The 18,315-nt window shown below is 43.2% G+C and carries 15 protein-coding genes; 2 read left to right on the forward strand and 13 right to left on the reverse strand.

Annotation, left to right across the window (positions count from 1 at the left end):
* Window positions 1–173 precede the first annotated feature (173 nt).
* Together VIM89_RS23250 and VIM89_RS23255 are read left to right on the forward strand one after the other, a co-directional pair.
* The gene (locus VIM89_RS23250) at window positions 174–2,609 is read left to right on the forward strand and encodes a TonB-dependent receptor domain-containing protein (RefSeq protein WP_488158584.1); all 2,436 of its coding nucleotides are present in this window, start codon (window positions 174–176) and stop codon (window positions 2,607–2,609) included.
* Complete coding sequence (locus VIM89_RS23255; RefSeq protein WP_488158585.1) at window positions 2,609–3,775, forward strand: PepSY-associated TM helix domain-containing protein; 1,167 nt, start codon at window positions 2,609–2,611, stop codon at window positions 3,773–3,775. The genes VIM89_RS23250 and VIM89_RS23255 overlap by 1 nt, the downstream gene beginning before the upstream one ends.
* A gap of 299 nt (window positions 3,776–4,074) precedes the next feature.
* On the opposite strand, the gene VIM89_RS23260 is transcribed toward VIM89_RS23255, so the two are convergent.
* From VIM89_RS23260 to VIM89_RS23320, 13 genes are all read right to left on the reverse strand, one after another.
* The gene (locus VIM89_RS23260) at window positions 4,075–5,070 is read right to left on the reverse strand and encodes a zinc-binding dehydrogenase (RefSeq protein ID WP_488158586.1); all 996 of its coding nucleotides are present in this window, start codon (window positions 5,068–5,070) and stop codon (window positions 4,075–4,077) included.
* Between the two features lie 76 nt (window positions 5,071–5,146).
* Window positions 5,147–5,758, reverse strand: coding sequence for a superoxide dismutase (locus tag VIM89_RS23265; protein ID WP_488158587.1), 612 nt, complete (start codon window positions 5,756–5,758; stop codon window positions 5,147–5,149).
* A gap of 168 nt (window positions 5,759–5,926) precedes the next feature.
* Window positions 5,927–6,403, reverse strand: coding sequence for a nucleoside deaminase (locus VIM89_RS23270; protein ID WP_488158588.1), 477 nt, complete (start codon window positions 6,401–6,403; stop codon window positions 5,927–5,929).
* Between the two features lie 60 nt (window positions 6,404–6,463).
* Window positions 6,464–6,799: a tRNA-binding protein gene (locus VIM89_RS23275; RefSeq protein ID WP_488158589.1), complete on the reverse strand. Its 336-nt coding sequence runs from the start codon at window positions 6,797–6,799 to the stop codon at window positions 6,464–6,466.
* A gap of 95 nt (window positions 6,800–6,894) precedes the next feature.
* Window positions 6,895–7,551: a response regulator transcription factor gene (locus tag VIM89_RS23280; RefSeq protein WP_488158590.1), complete on the reverse strand. Its 657-nt coding sequence runs from the start codon at window positions 7,549–7,551 to the stop codon at window positions 6,895–6,897.
* Between the two features lie 33 nt (window positions 7,552–7,584).
* A complete protein-coding gene (locus VIM89_RS23285; RefSeq protein WP_488158591.1) occupies window positions 7,585–8,259 on the reverse strand; it encodes a sensor histidine kinase in 675 nt (224 codons plus the stop codon).
* An 83-nt stretch (window positions 8,260–8,342) separates the two neighbouring features.
* Window positions 8,343–8,717, reverse strand: coding sequence for a hypothetical protein (locus VIM89_RS23290; protein WP_488158592.1), 375 nt, complete (start codon window positions 8,715–8,717; stop codon window positions 8,343–8,345).
* 292 nt (window positions 8,718–9,009) lie between these two features.
* Window positions 9,010–9,456 carry a hypothetical protein gene (locus VIM89_RS23295; protein ID WP_488158593.1) on the reverse strand — a complete coding sequence of 149 codons (447 nt, stop codon included), beginning with the start codon at window positions 9,454–9,456 and terminating at the stop codon, window positions 9,010–9,012.
* A gap of 230 nt (window positions 9,457–9,686) precedes the next feature.
* On the reverse strand, window positions 9,687–10,787 hold the full coding sequence (locus VIM89_RS23300; protein ID WP_488158594.1) for a glycoside hydrolase family 18 protein: 1,101 nt from the start codon (window positions 10,785–10,787) through the stop codon (window positions 9,687–9,689).
* Window positions 10,788–10,801: 14 nt separating this feature from the next.
* Entirely contained in the window at window positions 10,802–11,530 is a 729-nt protein-coding gene (locus VIM89_RS23305; protein WP_488158595.1) for an MIP/aquaporin family protein, read from the reverse strand.
* 155 nt (window positions 11,531–11,685) lie between these two features.
* A complete protein-coding gene (gene glpK / locus VIM89_RS23310) occupies window positions 11,686–13,182 on the reverse strand; it encodes a glycerol kinase GlpK (protein WP_488158596.1) in 1,497 nt (498 codons plus the stop codon).
* Window positions 13,183–13,225: 43 nt separating this feature from the next.
* A complete protein-coding gene (locus VIM89_RS23315; protein WP_488158597.1) occupies window positions 13,226–14,800 on the reverse strand; it encodes a glycerol-3-phosphate dehydrogenase/oxidase in 1,575 nt (524 codons plus the stop codon).
* A gap of 239 nt (window positions 14,801–15,039) precedes the next feature.
* Window positions 15,040–18,186: an AsmA family protein gene (locus tag VIM89_RS23320; protein WP_488158598.1), complete on the reverse strand. Its 3,147-nt coding sequence runs from the start codon at window positions 18,184–18,186 to the stop codon at window positions 15,040–15,042.
* Window positions 18,187–18,315: the final 129 nt, after the last annotated feature.

An 18,315-nucleotide genomic window follows, 5' to 3' on the forward strand; every position in this document is an offset into this window, starting at 1 on the left:
AGTCGGAATTTCGATTGCGGAATTACTTTAATATTTATTTATCCACTAAACAACCCCATCTGTCTGGGAGACATTTATTTAACAGATATTATTTAGAATTATTCTAAATAAGTTGCATTGCTCATCTTAGAGTCTTACTTTTGCGACATTATTTATAATTAGTCTAAATAAAAATGAAGCAACTCCTATCAAAACATCTTATCCTTTTATTGATCTGCCTGCTGCCAATTGTAAGCCAGGCTACCGATACAGATACCGATAATCCGCGTGGTACTATCCGCGGTAAAGTATTAACCGGGGACGATAAACCTGCAGAGAATGTATCCGTTACTTTAAAAGGGACTAAATACGGTACCGTTACCGATGAAGATGGTGAGTTCCTGTTCAGGGCGCCTGGCGGGAATTATACATTAGTGGTATCCTTTACCGGGTTTAAGACGCAAGAATCTGCTATTACTGTTAAAGAGGGAAAGGCTGTTGATGTGCAGGCAATTGTTCTTCATTCTAACACTAATGCGCTTTCCGGCGTGAGTATTACCGGCAGTAAAACCAACAAGTTTTCAAAGAAAAGGAGTAATGATGTGGCAAAAATGCCACTGGATAACCTGGAAAACCCACAGGTGTACAATACGATAACCAGCAGCTTGCTTACCGAACAACAAGTGCTTACTGTAGATGACGCATTGAAAAATGCCCCCGGCTTACAAACTATGTGGAATGCAACCGGTCGCAGCGGTGATGGTGGGAGTTACTATAATTCGCGTGGATTTATATTGCAAAGCACCCTCAGGAACGGTTTAGCCGGTTTGCAAACTAACACTACTGACGCTGTAAATATTGATCGTATCGAAGTATTAAAAGGCCCTTCGGCTACTTTATTTGGCAGTACGCTGACTTCATTTGGCGGGGCGATCAATCGTATCACGAAACAACCTTATGACAGTTTTGGTGGCAGTGTGACGTATACGATTGGCAGCTATGACCTTAACCGCCTGAGCGCTGATATCAACACGCCCCTTGATCCGGCTAAGAAATTAATGTTCCGCCTGAATACCGCTGTAAATTACCAGGGAAGTTTCCAGAATAACGGCTTTAGTCAGAATGCGGTTATCGATCCAAGCTTACTGTATAAAGTGAATGACAAGCTTTCGATCTCATTTGATGCTGAACTCAACTACGGCAAAAACTCAGGAAAACCAATTTTCTTCTTCCTGGGCAATGTATCGGCATTAGGAACCAACCGTGCTGACGGCTTGAACCTGGATTATCGTCAGACCTACTCCAACGATAACCTCGATCAGAATACCCACAGCAACAACTATTATGCCCGTGTAAATTACAAAATAAACAATCAGTGGACTTCACAAACTGATTTTAGCTATAGCTCCAGCTTCTCAAACGGCTTCTATCCCTACTTCTACCTTTTAGCGAATGATACGATATCGAGAAATGACCAATCCACCAAGAACAGTACCTACAGCATACTGGAAGTACAGCAGAACTTTAATGGCGACTTTAAGATCGGCAACATGCGCAACCGTTTTGTAGGCGGGTTGGATTATCTTCATCAAAACTCTAATCAGTTATTTTTCGGAGGTTCATTTGATAAGATTGCTACTACGCTTGGACAAAATGCCTATGGTAATTTTAATTATCAGAACCTGCAGGCTATCTATAACTCAGCAGGGGGTATTCAATTTAATTATCCTGAAATATTCAAAAAGGACACCTATAGCGCCTATGCTGCCGATGAGCTGAATATCACTGATCAGTTGATGGCACTGGCTGCCTTACGTGTAGATCACTTTGAAAACCAAGGATCAAACATCGGCGGCGGCTTAACAGCGCCTTATTCTCAAACGGCATGGTCGCCAAAATTTGGTTTGATTTACCAGGTGGTTGAGAAACAAGTATCGTTGTTTGCCAACTATCAGAATGGTTTTATTAACCCAGGTACATACATTGCTTATGATAATGTGACCGGCAGCCATACTACTAACATCGCAAAAGTTCAGAATGCACGCCAGATTGAAGGCGGTGTGAAATTAGATATGTTTGACGGCAAGCTGAGCAGCACTATAAGTTATTATGATATAAAATTGACCAATGCACTTCGCAGCGATACCAGAGACACGACACATCTTGCTCAACTTCAAGACGGTACGCAACTAAGCCGTGGTATTGAAGCCGAGGTAATAGCTAACCCGATTAAAGGATTGAATGTCATAGCCGGTTTTTCTTACAACGATTCAAAATATACCCAGGCCGATGCAGATGTTATAGGCAGAAGACCAGGTACTGCCGCCTCACCTTACACTGCAAATTTTTACGCCAGCTATCGCCTGCCTGAAACTGCTGTAAAAGGCTTAGGTTTTGGTTTCGGCGGTAACTGTGCCAGCGATAACAAGATCATCAACAGCATTTCGCAGGGGGTATTTACTATTCCTTCGTACACTATATTCAATGCTTCGGCATTTTATGATCAGCCAAAATACCGCATTAATTTTGCTGTGAACAACCTTGCCAATAAGGAATATTGGGTGGGATATTCAACACTTAATCCCCAAATGTTAAGGCAACTGGTGCTTAGCTTAACCTACAAGTTTTAGTGAAACGCTTTAAGAAAATAATATTGTTCATCCATCGCTGGCTCGGGTTTATATCCGGGCTGGTGGTGTTTATTGTGAGTATCACCGGCTGTATTTTCTGTTTCCAGGACGAGATACAGGACGCTATTCATAGCTATCGTAAGGTAGAGGTTCAGCAACAGGCTTATCTTTCACCTTCAGAAATAAAGGGTATCGCATTAAAGGAACACCCCAAAGCAACAGCCAACTACATTTACTATTATGGAAAAGACCGCCCATCGGTTGTAATTGCCAACTTGGATAAGGAAGGCTTGAAATACATTTATATCAATCCATATAATGGAAAGATACTTCATTCAGAATCACTGCAATCAAATTTCTTTGTAGTGGTCGAGTATATCCATTTGTACCTGCTGCTACCGCCAAAAATTGGAGCGATGGTAGTCGGTATTTCCGTTTTGATATTCCTTGCCTTGATGATCACCGGCATCATTCTCTGGTGGCCCAAACGCAAAAGCGACCGTAAACGCAGTTTTACTATAAAATGGAATGGCCGCTGGCGGAGGGTAAATTATGATCTGCATAATGTGTTAGGATTTTACGCCACGACTATCGCAGTAATATTAGCCATATCCGGCTTATCGATAGCTTTTGACTGGGTAACAAAAGGCATTTATAAAACAGCCAATCTGGGAAAATCGCATCCGGAAGAAAAAGTTATCCCGTTATCAGACACAACGAAAATATTATCAAATAAGACCATAAATACAATCGATATAACTTTCCATGAAGCGCAGCAGCGTTCGCCGCAGGCACAAATGTTTTTGATCTATGACCCGGCAGGGAAAAAAGAATCTGTAGGGGTGACGGCCTATGCGCAGAGCCTGCATTTTTATAAAAGTGACCAATATTATTTTGATCGTTATAGCGGCAAGTTATTAAAACAATTACCCCACATGCAAAAGACCAACGGGATGAAAATGAACGACATGAATTATGATATTCATGTTGGGCAGATATTGGGCTTGCCGGGCAAGATCATCGCTTTTTTAGCGAGCTTGATATGCGCTAGTTTACCCATAACAGGGTTTATTGTGTGGCTTGGGAAAAGAAAGAAACCAAAAAAGAATACCAAGCTAAAAGAAATCGCTCATCATAAAACGCATGCTAGACTGGCAACAAATTAAAGTCCTGGTTACCCTGCAGGCATTTGATACCTGTGGGTAATCCAGGCACTAATTAATCTTGGTTTTCTAGACAAAATTCAGAATAGGAAGCTCCTATGGAGCTGATATTTTGTTTTCTTTTTCTATAAACAGGATATCCCTACGGGATTTCTTGCGTTTGGAGAGGCGGTAAAACGTATAAGTTCAATTTCAATAAATGAGATACCTCTGTTTGCCTTCAAAAAAGGCTCCATAGGAGCCACCTGTTTATAGCACACCACAAAACAAAAGTTAGACTCCGTAGGAGTCACCTATAAACGTCAGGTAGTCAATACCAGCTTACCAAACTGTGATGAATTTTCCATCTTATCGATCGCCTTCTGAGCGTTTGCCAAAGGAAATATCTCATCAATTACAGGTATGATCTTGTGCTTGTTCACCAAATCCACCATCCCTTTAAAATCATCCTGCGATCCCATCGTGGTGCCCAAAATTTGTAGCTGTTTCCAGAATATCTTGCGTCCATTCAACGGCGGAATATTCCCGGCTGTCCCGCCGAAAAACACGATACGGCCTCCGGGATTACTTAAGTCCAATAATTTCTCAAATCCATTGCCCAAAGCGCTGTCGATAATGACATCAAAACCACCTGAAAAATGCTGAAGCTCCTGTGCCCAGTCCTGCGCCTTGTAACAGACTCCGGCTGAGGCTCCCATTTCTTTAGCCCGTTGTATTTTCTCACCTGAGCCGGAAGTAACAAAAACTTTGCATCCCGCCGCCAATGCCCATTGCAATGCGAATGTGCCAGTGCCGCCTCCAATGCCTGTTATCAATACGGTATCGCCCTTTTTTGCTTGACCTTTGGTAAATAGGGCGCGGTAGGTGGTTAATCCGGCAAGTGGCAATGCCGCGGCCTGCTCCCAGCTTAGGTGCGAGGGTTTATGGTACAGATATTCGGCCTTTACTTTTACATACTCAGCAAATGTCCCGTCTTCCGGAAGACCTAATATACTGAAATCGCGGTTCTGATAATCCGGATGATTTCCCCAGTTATGGCAAGGGTTAATAATCACTTCCTGGTTCAGCCAGGATTTATCAACGCTATCGCCAATCTGAGCTACAATCCCCGATCCATCTGAACCTAATATTGACGGATATTTTATACCGGCATATTTACCTACAGTGATCCAGTAATCGCGTCGGTTGAGCGCAGCGGCTTTTATCTGCACCAAAACCTCATCGGCTGCCAATGTTGGGGTGTCGACCTCTTTATATACGAGCGGCTTATCAGCGGCTTCCAGTACTACGGCTTTCATGGGAGTAAGAATTTAGCGTGAACAAAAAACGGCAGAATAATCATCCTGCCGTTCTTATTTTATTTAATGCCCGGAATTAACCGATAGCTTTAGTGTACAACTCAGATACATGGTTCCAGTTCACCACGTTCCAGATAGCAGCTAAGTAATCAGGACGGCGGTTCTGATATTTCAGGTAGTAAGCATGCTCCCAAACATCAATACCTAAGATTGGGGTACCTTTTACTTCTGCAATATCCATCAACGGGTTGTCCTGGTTAGGGGTTGAAGTGATAGCCAATTTTTTATCAGCAGTTACAATTAACCATGCCCAGCCTGAACCGAAACGGGTAGCGCCTGCTTCAGATAATTTGGTTTTGAAATCGGCAAATGAACCGAAAGTGCTTTTTATTGCATCGCCCAATGCGCCTGTTGGCTCGCCGCCACCGCTTGGTGACAGCCAGGTCCAGAATAAGCTGTGGTTGTAGTGACCACCGCCATTATTGCGTACCGCCGGTGGAAATTTTGAAATGTTTTTGATGATATCGTCGATACTGCTATTTGCTTCAGGCTTTCCTTCAAGGGCCTTATTCAAATTAGTAACATAAGCCTGGTGGTGTTTTCCATGGTGGATCTCCATTGTCATTTTGTCAATGTGAGGTTCCAAAGCATCAGTTGCATAGGCTAATGCCGGTAGTGTGAATGCCATAATGTTTTATTTTAAAGGTTAACGTTTCGTTGAGGTACAAATATAAAGGTATAAGGATGACTTTTGTTCTAAAATATTGTCAAGTTATTGTCTGAACACGATTAGGTGGATTCTTATGATTTACAGGATTCATCTTGTTGATCTTTTAATCCTATAAATCGTGTTCAACTACTTAGCCCGCTTACTTTTAAAAAACGAGCGCACCAATTCGGCACACTCATTCTCGCGGATACCTCCTGTGATCAATGTTTTGGGATGGGTTACTTTTTGATTCAATCGACCAAAACCCATTCTGGTGTCATACGCTCCAAAAACGATCCTGCTCAGCTGAAACCAGTAACAAGCTCCGGCGCACATCACGCAGGGTTCGAGGGTTACATACAGTGTGCAATCGCGAAGATATTTCCCTCCTAAAAAATTGGCAGCTGCGGTTAAAGCCTGCATTTCGGCATGGGCCGAAACATCGTTCAGCCGTTCGGTGAGATTATGCCCCCGGCCAATGATCTGCCCATTACAAACCACGACCGCGCCAATAGGAATCTCATCTTCAGCTAATGCCAGTTTAGCCTCCTTCAGCGCCTCGTTCATAAAAAAATCATCGGGCGATATCGCAGGCTCTTCCTTATCGAATGTATAGTATCGCATAAGTAGTTTATTTTTTAAAAGTCCCTCTCCCCCTGGAGAGGGATTTAGGGTGAGGCTGCATTATATTAATTTACTGCCATTGGGCACAGGGTGCTCAACAGCGGTTAAAACGATATCTCCGTTGTCGTCGGCAAAGCCGGTAACCAGGAACTCGGACATAAATGTAGCGATCTGCTTTTTAGGAAAATTGATCACCCCAACAATTTGACGGCCGACCAATTGTTCCTTAGTATAATGTTTGGTGATCTGAGCACTCGACCATTTGATGCCGAAAGGTCCAAAATCTACGCGCACTTTAAATGCTGGTTTTCTTGCCTCGGGAAAATCAATTGCTTCGAGGATCGTGCCGACGCGCAGTTCTACTTTCTCAAAATCGTGCCAGGTGATGGTGTCCATAGGGCAAAGGTATTATAGAATGCGGAATTCGGAAGTTTGATTTCGGAATTATGCAGAAAGGAAAGATTCCGCATTGGACATTCCGCCTTCTTAAATTAAACTGTGATAATTCCTCTTTTGATGGCGAAGATCACTAACCCCACCAGATTTTTCGAGCCTGTTTTTTCGAAAAGGCGCGCACGGTAGCCTTCCACAGTTCGAACACTCAGGAATATTTTATCGGCAATCTCCTGGTTGGAGCATTCCTGGCAAACAAGTCTTAGTACTTCTATCTCTCTGTCATTCAGGTCGACGGCATATTGACCGCTGCCTTCATTGTGGCTGCCAGGACCTACCAACTGTTTGATAAGGGTTACAGAAAGATGTTCATTAAAATAAAAACCTTTGTTGTATACTGTTGATATGGCATCGATGATCTCTTCCGGCTCGGCATTTTTGAGCAGGTAACCTGATGCTCCGGCTTTCATCATATCCACAATGTACTTATCTTCATTATGCATAGATAGGGCCAGTACCTTGATATCCTTAAAATGCTGATGAATGTGGGCCGTAGTTTGCATGCCATCCATCTCGGGCATCTTTATATCCATCAGGATCACATCGGGTTTGTGGTCGGCCAGTAAGCCGATCAGCTCTTTTCCGTTTGATGCTTCGATCATGAGGTTAAAGTCGGGGCAATCTTCCAGCGTAGCTTTTAAGCCGTTCCTGAAAATTTTATGATCATCCGCGATTGCCAGATTTATCTGCTTCATAGACAGGCTAAAATTAATGAATATAATTAATAATCAGGACAAATGCACTTTTATGGTGGTCAGGGTACCACTGTGGGGTTTTGTATAGGTATGTATTTTGCCGTTTATAAACTGCGTTCGGCTCTCGAGGTTTTTTAACCCGAAACCATGTTTTATATTATCAGGGTCAAACCCAACGCCATTATCACTAAAGGCCATCATTAATGTGCCATTCTCCCTTGTCAATTGCAATTGTATGGCTGTGGCTCCTGAGTGCTTTACCGCATTGCCAAATAGCTCCTGGGCTATGCGATATAGCGTTACCTCAATTTCTGAAGAGAAACGTTCATTGGGCAATTCTTTTGTAAAGGTTATTTTGATATCGGTGTTTTGCTCCAGGCGCTCACACAATGCCTGCAGCGCATCTATCAAACCAAAATCAGTCAAAACCGGAGGCAATACATTATGAATAATGTTGCGGATCTCCTGTATACACTCATCCGTCAGCTTGCGGGTATCGGACAGCAGACTTTTTGGATCATCATTTTGGATGATCTTGTCCAAACGGTGAAGATTAAGTTTAATAGCTGACAGAACCTGACCGACACTGTCATGCAGGTCTTCAGCAAGCCGCTTACGTTCGGTTTCCTGCGTTTCAAATACAGCATTTAACAGGTCGGTTTGCTTTTCATCATGCAGTTGACGCAAAACCACCTGGTTCCTTATCATTCTTCGTTGATAGATGATCACGAAGAGAAATAAGAACACAACCAGGATAATAACAACAAGAGTGCCCGTTATTAATACCGAGATCAGTGTGTTTTGTGACTCTGGGGTTTGCAAAGTAATCCTACTGAAAAAATTAAGTTAGCAATAATATTCATCACCGACTGCATCATGTAGTAGTTCGGTCTATCAGCGTCGCTCATCTTCTTATACAACATAAACAGGAAGATAGTGATGGCATAATAAAAAAGTACCCCTGAGTTGATCCAAAACATGCCTTGCTTTTCTATATAAGTAAATTCCTGCCGACTTAGCAGTTCGTAGAAATAAACCAGGGATAAGATAATAAGCAATACAGATAAGATGGTGTTGGAAACAGAGGGGTACGACCAAATGCTTTCTACAAAAATGACATTGAAAATCAAAGCTAAAAGAGCCGTGATGCCAAAAATCAATGTCATTTTTTTGAATATCGGTTTATAAAATGCGCGCTGATAAATTAAAGTAAAAAACACTGTCGCCATTATATCAAAAAGGTGTATTAAAAAAAGACTATTATACACGATGTTGAGATAAGTGGTAATTAATCCGACCAGGTCAGGAATAATTGACAGCAGGCAAAATAGCGCCATTAACCTTAAAGTTGAATCAAGGCGGCGATAATTATATAATGCTGCAATAACCGGAAGAAAGTCCGATATGACAGTAACATTAGTTAATAAAACAGCAATGGACATTTACTATGAGTTGCTACTAAAGTCCATTTTGAGGGCAACCTGCTCCGCCCGGGCATGGTACCGACTGTTCGCCAATAGTACCTGAGGTAGAAGCGCCGCCGGCTGCTGCCGAGGTTTTTAAAGCAAATGCCTCTACCTGGGTGCCAGATGATGGCAACTGGTCCTGGCCGAAATGATTTACGCCCGTAAAGACCAGGTGTACTTCTCCTTCCGATCTTGGAAAAAGTTTAGCTGTAAAACGTTGCCAGCTACTTGCAGGTTTGGCGTTGGCATAATAAAAACGCAGGCCTATGCAATCAGGCTGACTAAGAATCTTTTCTAAAATCTCACGGCCAAAAAATTGTGATACCACGCCGCCTGGATTGCGTTGGCGATGGTTTTGTGTCCAATCTTTTGCCTGTTTAATGTCAATCTCCGCGCCTTCTCTTCCTGTTAGTACCGGTGTTCTTTCTTGAGTTTCCATAATAAATAGTAGGGTTTTTAGGGATTTCGGACTAAAAATAGGATTTATTGCTTACTTGCAATATGGGTGATACGATAGCTTTTAAAAAAAGTTAAGCAATAGGTTGTCGTAAAGCGCTCATTTACAGTATTTATTATAAACAAATGTGATTAACACGTGCCAAATGTCGCGTAGTTTTACGTAGCAGAAACAGTGTTGGCACTGCCTCGTTTTGCCTTAAACCGATGGTTTCATCGCCATAGTATAGCGTCTGCTTCGTTAAGTAAATACTCTTTTGGGTCAGAGCTGTATTCCCAAAACATTACCCCACCCATTTTATGCGATAACACATATTTGCATTTTTTTCTTACTGACCACTCATCGTCATAGGTGATAAATTGTCGTTTTGCGGCATTGTACAGGTAAGATGCTTTGGCTTTTTTATCCCGATAGGCTATGTAGCCGTTTTGGTTGATCAGGCTGTCTCTTATTGTAGTATATCCCCAACCCTTGTCGCGGTTAAGAATACTATCACCGATCCCTTTTTTGGTATCCGAAGCCAGATTATATACCCGTCCGTAAAAAGCCAGGCCCATCACGAGCTTGTCAGTAGGTACACCGGCGGCTATAAAGGCTTTTACCGCTTTTTTGGCACTGTTTTTATCCTTGTATTTTTTCGACTTATAGAGATTGGTATGATGACCGGCTACTTTTTCGTTGAAATCGTACGTCATCAGGTTGATGTAGTTAAGGTACTGTGAGGCCTTGCCCATTTCAGTATTGTCGACGAAATCTTTAAAACCACCAACAGCACAAGTAAGCAGGTACGACTTATGGGTTTGGATCTTGATACTATCTAAGGCACGACGCAGATCGCGGAACATGAGGGTATAGTTTACTTTATCCTCCGGACGGTAGATATTTCCTTTCATCCCTTTCCTGGCGGGATATTCCCAGTCGATATCGATGCCGTCCAGGTCATATTTCCGCACAATATCAGCGGCGCTTGCGGCAAATGCAGCACGGGTAGTATCAGTCAGAACAGCATCCGAGAAATTGCCGCTCCAGGTCCAGCCACCGATAGAAATAATTACTTTTAGTGCTGGATTCTGTTTTTTCAGATCGTTTAATCTTCGGAAATTGATCGTATCGGTCGTTTCATGATGCAACCAGGCTCGGTTGTCTTTTACATCAACAAAAGCGTAATTAATGATTGAAAGTTTTTGCGGTGATACATTGATGTGGATGAGTCCCTTAAACCCACCCACATAACCAATAATAACAGGTTTTTCCTGTGCCTTGCAAATAATTGCAGACAGGCATACCAACAACCCAACCCAATACTTTTTCATAACGGCAAAAATTACTAACGCAGATTCATATACAACAGGGCAGCTATTGCAGCTCCGATGATCGGTCCGGCAATGGGTATCCACGAATAGGCCCAATCACTGCTGCCTTTGCTTTTAATAGGCAGCAGCATATGCATAATGCGTGGCCCCAAGTCACGGGCAGGGTTAATGGCATACCCGGTTGTTCCACCCAATGATAAACCGATCACCCAAACCAAAAACGCCACCGGGATAGCACCGACAGAACCCAAACCGATTGGAGTTTTAGAAGGTGTTATTTCGGCTCCGGTGATGTAAAATACAACGAATATCAGCACAAAAGCGCCAATAATTTCACTTATGATATTAGACAGATAATTGCGCACAGCCGGACCGGTACAAAACACTGCCAGGACAGAACCCGGGTCGTTTGTTTTCTGAAAATGATCATAATACATCAACCAAACCAGGAATGCGCCCAACATTGCACCCAACATCTGAGCAAGGATATAGAAACCCACATTGGCCCACGCAAATTTGCCTGCAATGGCCAGCCCGACTGTAACTGCCGGGTTCAAGTGCGCCCCGCTGATTGGCCCGGCAACAGTTACGCCTACAAAAACAGCCAGACCCCAGGCGGTAGTGATCACTATCCAGCCGCTGTTGTTGCCCTTGGTATCATTTAATAAAACATTGGCTACTACACCGTCGCCTAACAGTATGAGCAGCATTGTGCCGATAAGCTCGGCCATGAATGGTGACATCGTATATAGGTTTATTTTTGAGAATCAAGATACTAGAATAATAGTGAATGGTCAACGGTGAGTAGTGAATTAGGTCGTATAGCCCCTTTTTTCGGCAAAAAGAACAGTAATTGAATATGAATATCAATAAAAGATCATTCACTATTCACCACTCACTATTCACTATCCTCGCTCCATGCCTGTGCCGCTTTTACCGCTCTTTTCCAGCCTTTAATTCCTTTTTCAATTTCAGGTGTGACGGATGGAATAAACTCTTTCTCCGCTTGCCATAACTGTTGGATTTCCTCGCGATTTTTCCAATAACCTACAGCCAATCCGGCTAAATAAGCAGCACCAAGCGCAGTAGTTTCTATTACATTCGGCCTTATTACTTTGCAGTTCAGCAAATTCGCCTGGAATTGCATCAATAAGTTATTGGCTGTAGCGCCACCGTCCACACGTAATTCTCTTATCGGCATCCCTGCATCAGCTTCCATAGCTTTCAGCACATCCATAGTTTGGTAGGCGATAGACTGTAATGACGCCCGTGCAATGTGCCCCGATGTTGAGCCACGTGTTAATCCTACAATCGTTCCCCGTGCTTCGGCATCCCAGTAAGGCGCACCTAAACCTGCAAATGCCGGAACAAAATAGACTCCTCCAGTATCTGGCACACTTAGGGCCAGGTTTTCTACCTCGGATGACGTTTTGATCACCCCTAAACCATCCCGCAGCCATTGTACTACTGCACCGCCGATAAATATACTGCCCTCAAAGGCATATTGGGTTTGTCCGTCGATCTTCCATGCAATGGTAGTGAGCAAGTTATTTTTTGATTCGATAAATTGATTGCCAATGTTCATCAGCATAAAACAGCCTGTGCCATAGGTATTTTTTACCATAGCATTATCAATACACATCTGTCCGAATAGTGCCGCATGCTGATCACCGGCTATGCCTGCAATCGGAATTTTTGATGCGAAGATGGTGGTAGCCGTTTCGCCATATATCTCGCTGCTTTGCTTTACTTCGGGCAGCATGCTTATAGGAATTCTGAACAGGTCGAGCAATTCCTTATCCCATTCCAGTGTGCGAATATTGAACAGCATGGTACGGCTGGCGTTGGTTACATCTGTGGCATGAATCCGGCCTCTGGTAAACTTCCAAACCAGCCAGCTATCTACTGTTCCGAAGGCCAGCTCACCAGCCTCTGCTTTTGCCCTAGCGCCAGGAACATTATCCAATATCCAGCGGATCTTTGACCCTGAAAAATAGGCATCAATTACCAAACCTGTTCTTGAGTGGATCAGGTCGACATGACCATCATTCTTCAATTGGTCACAGAAACCTGCTGTACGCCTGTCCTGCCATACAATGGCATTGTAAATAGGTTCACCGGTGATACGGTCCCAAACAATAGTGGTTTCACGCTGATTGGTAATGCCTATGGCTTTGATATTGGTACCGTTTATACCCATTTTTACCGTCGCTTCAGCGGCTACGCCGGCTTGTGTCGACCAGATCTCGTTTGGGTCGTGTTCTACCCAGCCTGGTTGCGGAAATATCTGCGTAAACTCTTTTTGGGCGACCGACCTGATCTGTCCAAGGTGGTCAAATACGATTGCACGCGAACTGGTGGTACCCTGATCAAGGGCCAGAATATATTGTTCCATTTAGGCTGTAGAATAATTGGTTTATAAATCTACGTTGTACTATTCAATGTAACAAATAGGCCTGCGCTAATTTGGTAAAAGAATCAATCTGCTCCTCTTGCCATGTAGCGTCCTTTTTTAACTCTTTAGCCATCAGTTCGGCAACGACTTGTGCCGCTTCGATAGCTGCCTGAGCATCCAGAAACAATAAACGTATCCGGCGGGCTAATACATCCTCAACAGTTCGTGCCATTTCATATCGGACTGCCCAAATTACTTCTGCCCGTAAGTAATCATATTTGGGATGAATTTTTTGACCCCAATCAGGATTTTCATTGACTAAATCTAACACGGCATCCCGGTCACTGCCATAGAAATAGAGATGCTCGTTCCAATCAAGCCCATTTATACTTCCGTGAATAGGCAAATCTTTGGTCTTGCTGACTTCCGGCTTCAGACCTCCGACTACAATAGCTTTATCCACAGCATCCTGACCCATTTTACGGTAAGTGGTCCATTTACCTCCGATCATGGTGATCATTCCGGAAGTTGAAACCATCAGCTTATGACTGCGTGATATTTCTTTGGTTTTGGATGAGTCGTTCTGCGGGGCGGCTAGTGGACGCAAACCTGCAAACACACTTAATACATCCTTCCTTGTTGGGGCCTTAGTAAGATATTTTGCTGCTGTATTTAATATAAAATCGATTTCCGTTTCCAGAGCCACTGGTTCAAGACTGTGTGAATCGATCGGTGTATCAGTAGTGCCAACCACCAGTTTATCGTGCCAGGGAACTACAAATAATACCCGTCCGTCTGGTGTTTTAGGGATCATCAATGCCTCGTCCGATGGCATAAATGAGCGCTCGATCACCACATGTACGCCCTGGCTTGGACGTACCAACGGCTTATCCTCCGGTTCGTCCATTTGCAATAGATCATCTACAAACACGCCGGTAGCATTGACGACCACTTTTGCTCTAAGCTGATATATTGCCCCCGTTTCGTTGTCAATTGCTTTAACACCGGTAATCTTATGCTGGTCATTTTTGATTAACCTTGTAACGCGAAAATAATTAAGTACAGTCGCACCTTGTTCTAAACAGGTTTGAGCGAGATTAACAGCTAAACGTGAATCATCAAATTGCCCATCATGATAAACCACACCGCCATGCAAGCCTTTTGGATTGATGCCCGGCAATTCGGCAAGAATTTGTTTTTTTGAAATATGTTTAGTCCGTCCAAAGCTGAGCTTGCCTGCTAACAAATCATAAATACCTAAGCCGATAGTATAAAACATGCCTTCCCACCAGCTATAATTCGGTATAACAAATGAAAGATTCTTTACAAGATGAGGTGCATTCTTTAACAATAAGCCTCGTTCATACAAAGCTTCGCGAACTAACCCGATATTGCCTTGTGCCAGGTACCGGACACCGCCATGCACCAGTTTTGTGCTCCGGCTCGAAGTACCTTTGGCGAAATCAGCCTGCTCTAATAATAATGTTTGATAACCGCGAGAGGCTGCATCCAAGGCGGTGCCCAAACCAGTTGCGCCGCCGCCAACCACAATAATATCCCATACCTTTTCAAGGTCGGATATCGTTTGTACAAGTCGCGTCCGGTCGGTTAGGGTCATTGCAGCAATTTAGTCATCGGTACATTAATTCTGAAATACCAAATCAAAAACTGTGCGTAAAATATTCGGCTCAGGCTTCAACTCACCCCGAATGCGCTGCGCTGTTCGACCTTCTCTACCGCAAGCGGTAAAGAGAGTAAGGAAAGGAAAAATTAAAAATAACCCTCTTTATGCAAAGCATAGAGAGGGTGGTCGAGCGAAGCAATGACCGGGTGAGTCAATATCCGATTATGTTGGATTTACTTCCCATCATCCGCTTCCTCTTTCAGCTCATCCTCTTTTTTGCCATGACCAAGCTTGATCTTCGGATTCTCCTGCGTACCGGTAATGGTCATCGGGATACCGAATATACCAAATGGCGGCAATCCGAGTCGGAATTGAAGGTTCATGTTGCCATTAAAATCTACCTGTCCTTCAAATCTTGGCCTGAAGCCTGCTATGCGCATCTTAGTACGCTCGATGGTAATAATATTATTGGCGATAGTGGTTTTGATATCCACTTTTGATACGTCGGATGGTTTGGAAAGGCTATCGTGGCCGGTCTGTTTTCCTACGGCGCCGAATAGTTTAAAGCCCTTTAGTTTGATTTGTTTCAACGTCAGCACACCACCACCTTTTAGCGATGGATATATTGGTTTCATGTTGCTGTTCAGCTTGCCGCTCAGTTTATAATCTAATCCTACTATGCCTTCGGCGCTTTTGGCTGATGAAGCCATATCGTGGAACAGTTTTATCTGGTTATAGGCCTTTTTGATATCAAACTCCTGTGCACTGATATGATAATCAAAATAAGCCTTTTGCGGATTTATGCTGCCATAAGTAGCATCCATCACCACCGGTGCGCCGATAAGGTTAAAGCCAGCCTGTTTGAGTTGAATCTGGCCATTGTTAATGATCATTTGTCCTTTTACATCATTGATGTCCATGCCACTGTATTTCACTTTTTTTACATCGGCGGTAAAATTCAGATTCAGGTTGGTTGGAACGAGGATGACGCCCGAAGCGGAGCCTTTAGTAGCAGTTGCGTTGGCTGGAGCAGTCGTAGATGGAGATGGTCCGTCTGCAAAGGCCATAAAATCGTCGGCTATAATTAAACCACTTTTTAGGTTGAAATTGCCTTGCAAAGTGGAGTTAGGTTTTACGGCATAGTCGATCACATTAGATAAGGCTCCGTCCATCACAATAACCGATTTGCCATAATTGGCAGTAAAGGCGTCAAAGTTCATTTTATCTTGCTTAAAGCTGAACAGGCCGTTTTTGATGATGAAAGGTTTGGGGAACAAATCTGAGGTAAGCGCCAGGTCTTTTACCTTCATCGTACCAGAGTTAAATAGCTGATCATACCGTCCTGCAGTTGCATCGCTTTGCTTGCCTTTTAAAGTGAAGTTGGTGGTGATAAGGCCATTTACATTATAGCCTTTCAATGCAAATACTTTGTAAATCTTGCCTATATCCAATGTGCCGTGCGAACTGATATTATATTGCAGATCGGCAAAGTTTTTCAGATCGGCTTTTAATACAAATGGTTGTCCTTCAAAATTTAACGACACCGGCTTGATCAGCACCTTCATTCCGTTAAGCGTACCTGTGGTATTAATAATATTGGCACTGATCTGCAAATCCTTGATCGGATCCGGGTAATATTTGGTTTGCACATAGCCATTATTCAGGTTGATCTCAGCCCTGGTAACCGGGTATATCTTTTTGGCCGGGATATAGCGCCCCTTAGTATTCACGTCGAAACTCAGGTCGCCGCGTACATCCGCTCCATCAATAGGATAAAGTTGTTTCAGGTCATCTAAGCGGAATTTGGATTGTAAAGCGCCGTCCATTGCCAGGCCATCAGCATTGCTCAGTTTAAAATAACCTTTGATGAAGTTATTTAAAGCAGATGCATTCAGATTAGTGAGCGCCATTGTTGCATGCTTGATATTATTATCCGGGCAATTGGCATCCAGATCAAAACCGATATTGCTTACAGCACCGGTCATCTTCGCATATTTCACATACCCATTTTTGAAAGAAGATTTCAGGCTGAACTTTGGAATGCTGGTCACTACAGTATCTACATGGCGCAAACCATTTTTTTGCAGGCCGGTTGAATATACACCATCAGCCAGCAAATGCAGTGAATAACGCCCTTTCAGGTCAACTGTCTTTACGCCAAACGCCTTATTCCATTTTTCCAGGTCGATTTCTGTATTTACCCTTGCAAATATCTTCGGCGAGTTTAGACCATTAACACTAAACTTTGAATCAAAATGATCCTGATCTATTCTGAAATGCAGGGAATCAATGCTGAATGATAACTTATTCGGATCAAGATTTGGTACTTTGGCGTTTATGTTCAGGTACAGATCGCGCACAGGTGAAGGCGTTTTTTCGCTGGAGATATAACCGTTTCTTGCCTTCATGCTGAAGGTAAAATCCGGATGAATGTTTTTCGCAGCGATATACTGTCCGGTCAGCCCCACGTGTATTTCGCCGGTACCGTTCACATCCAGGTGATCTACCCATTTGTTATAACCCGGAGGAAGCGCCGTAAAAATATCGCTCAGGTCGCTTTGATGCGAGGTAAACTCGAAATCCATATCATAGCCATCTTTAAGGAAAGCAAAACGCCCCTTGAACTGTACAGGCAGCTTATTGATCTTCAGGTCATTCTTCTGGAACTCAAAGGCCAGCGATTTTGTATTGATGCTCGTCACCAGGTCGGCGTTGATCACCTTATTACTAACGTAAGTCTCATTATTATAAATAAAGTCTGTCGCCCCAACCTCCAGATGCGAGGACAAATCGAAAACGTTCTTGGTAAAATCCCCACTGCCTTTATAATTAAAGTCGCGTGCGTCTATCATTGTGGGAATGGAAAGATCATCATAAACCAGGTGGCTCTTTTCAATAATGATCTGTTCTATGCCAAGCGATGCGCTTGCCGTATCTGCCTTCGACTTATCGTTCTGTGCAGGCGCTTTATATACCAGGTAATTTGCCCGGCCCGAACTGTCCACCTCGATATTGATAAACGCATTGCTCAGGTATATTTTGCTCACCTGTATTTTGGTTTTCAGCAGTGAGGTCAGATCAAGCGCGAAGGAAATATCCTTTGCCGAAACCAGCGTATCCTGCTGAAATGGCGCACTGCCTTTCAATGAAAAATCCTCCAAGGTCAGCGTCAGTTCAGGAAAGCGTTTGAAGAAGGAAAGACTTGTTCCTGAGAACTCCACCTTACCATTCAGGCTCTGATTGGCCAGTTGTTTTATCTTATTGGTGATGGTTGTCGGGAAAAGTAGTGGCAGTAAAAACATCAGCAGTAAAATACTTCCGATGATAATCCCGCTTATTTTCAGTGTTTTAAATAGTATCTTCTTAAGTAGCATCTTCATAAATCAATTGCACATCAAAGGTTGCTATGAATATAAAAATAAATGTGAAGTGTTGTATGTTAAATTATTAGTGGGTGAGAAGGTGAAAGCTTAAAGGCAAAAGCAGAAAGGTTTTATGTGTGTTCACGA

The sequence above is a fragment of the Mucilaginibacter sp. genome (assembly GCF_036568825.1).
GTDB lineage: Bacteria > Bacteroidota > Bacteroidia > Sphingobacteriales > Sphingobacteriaceae > Mucilaginibacter.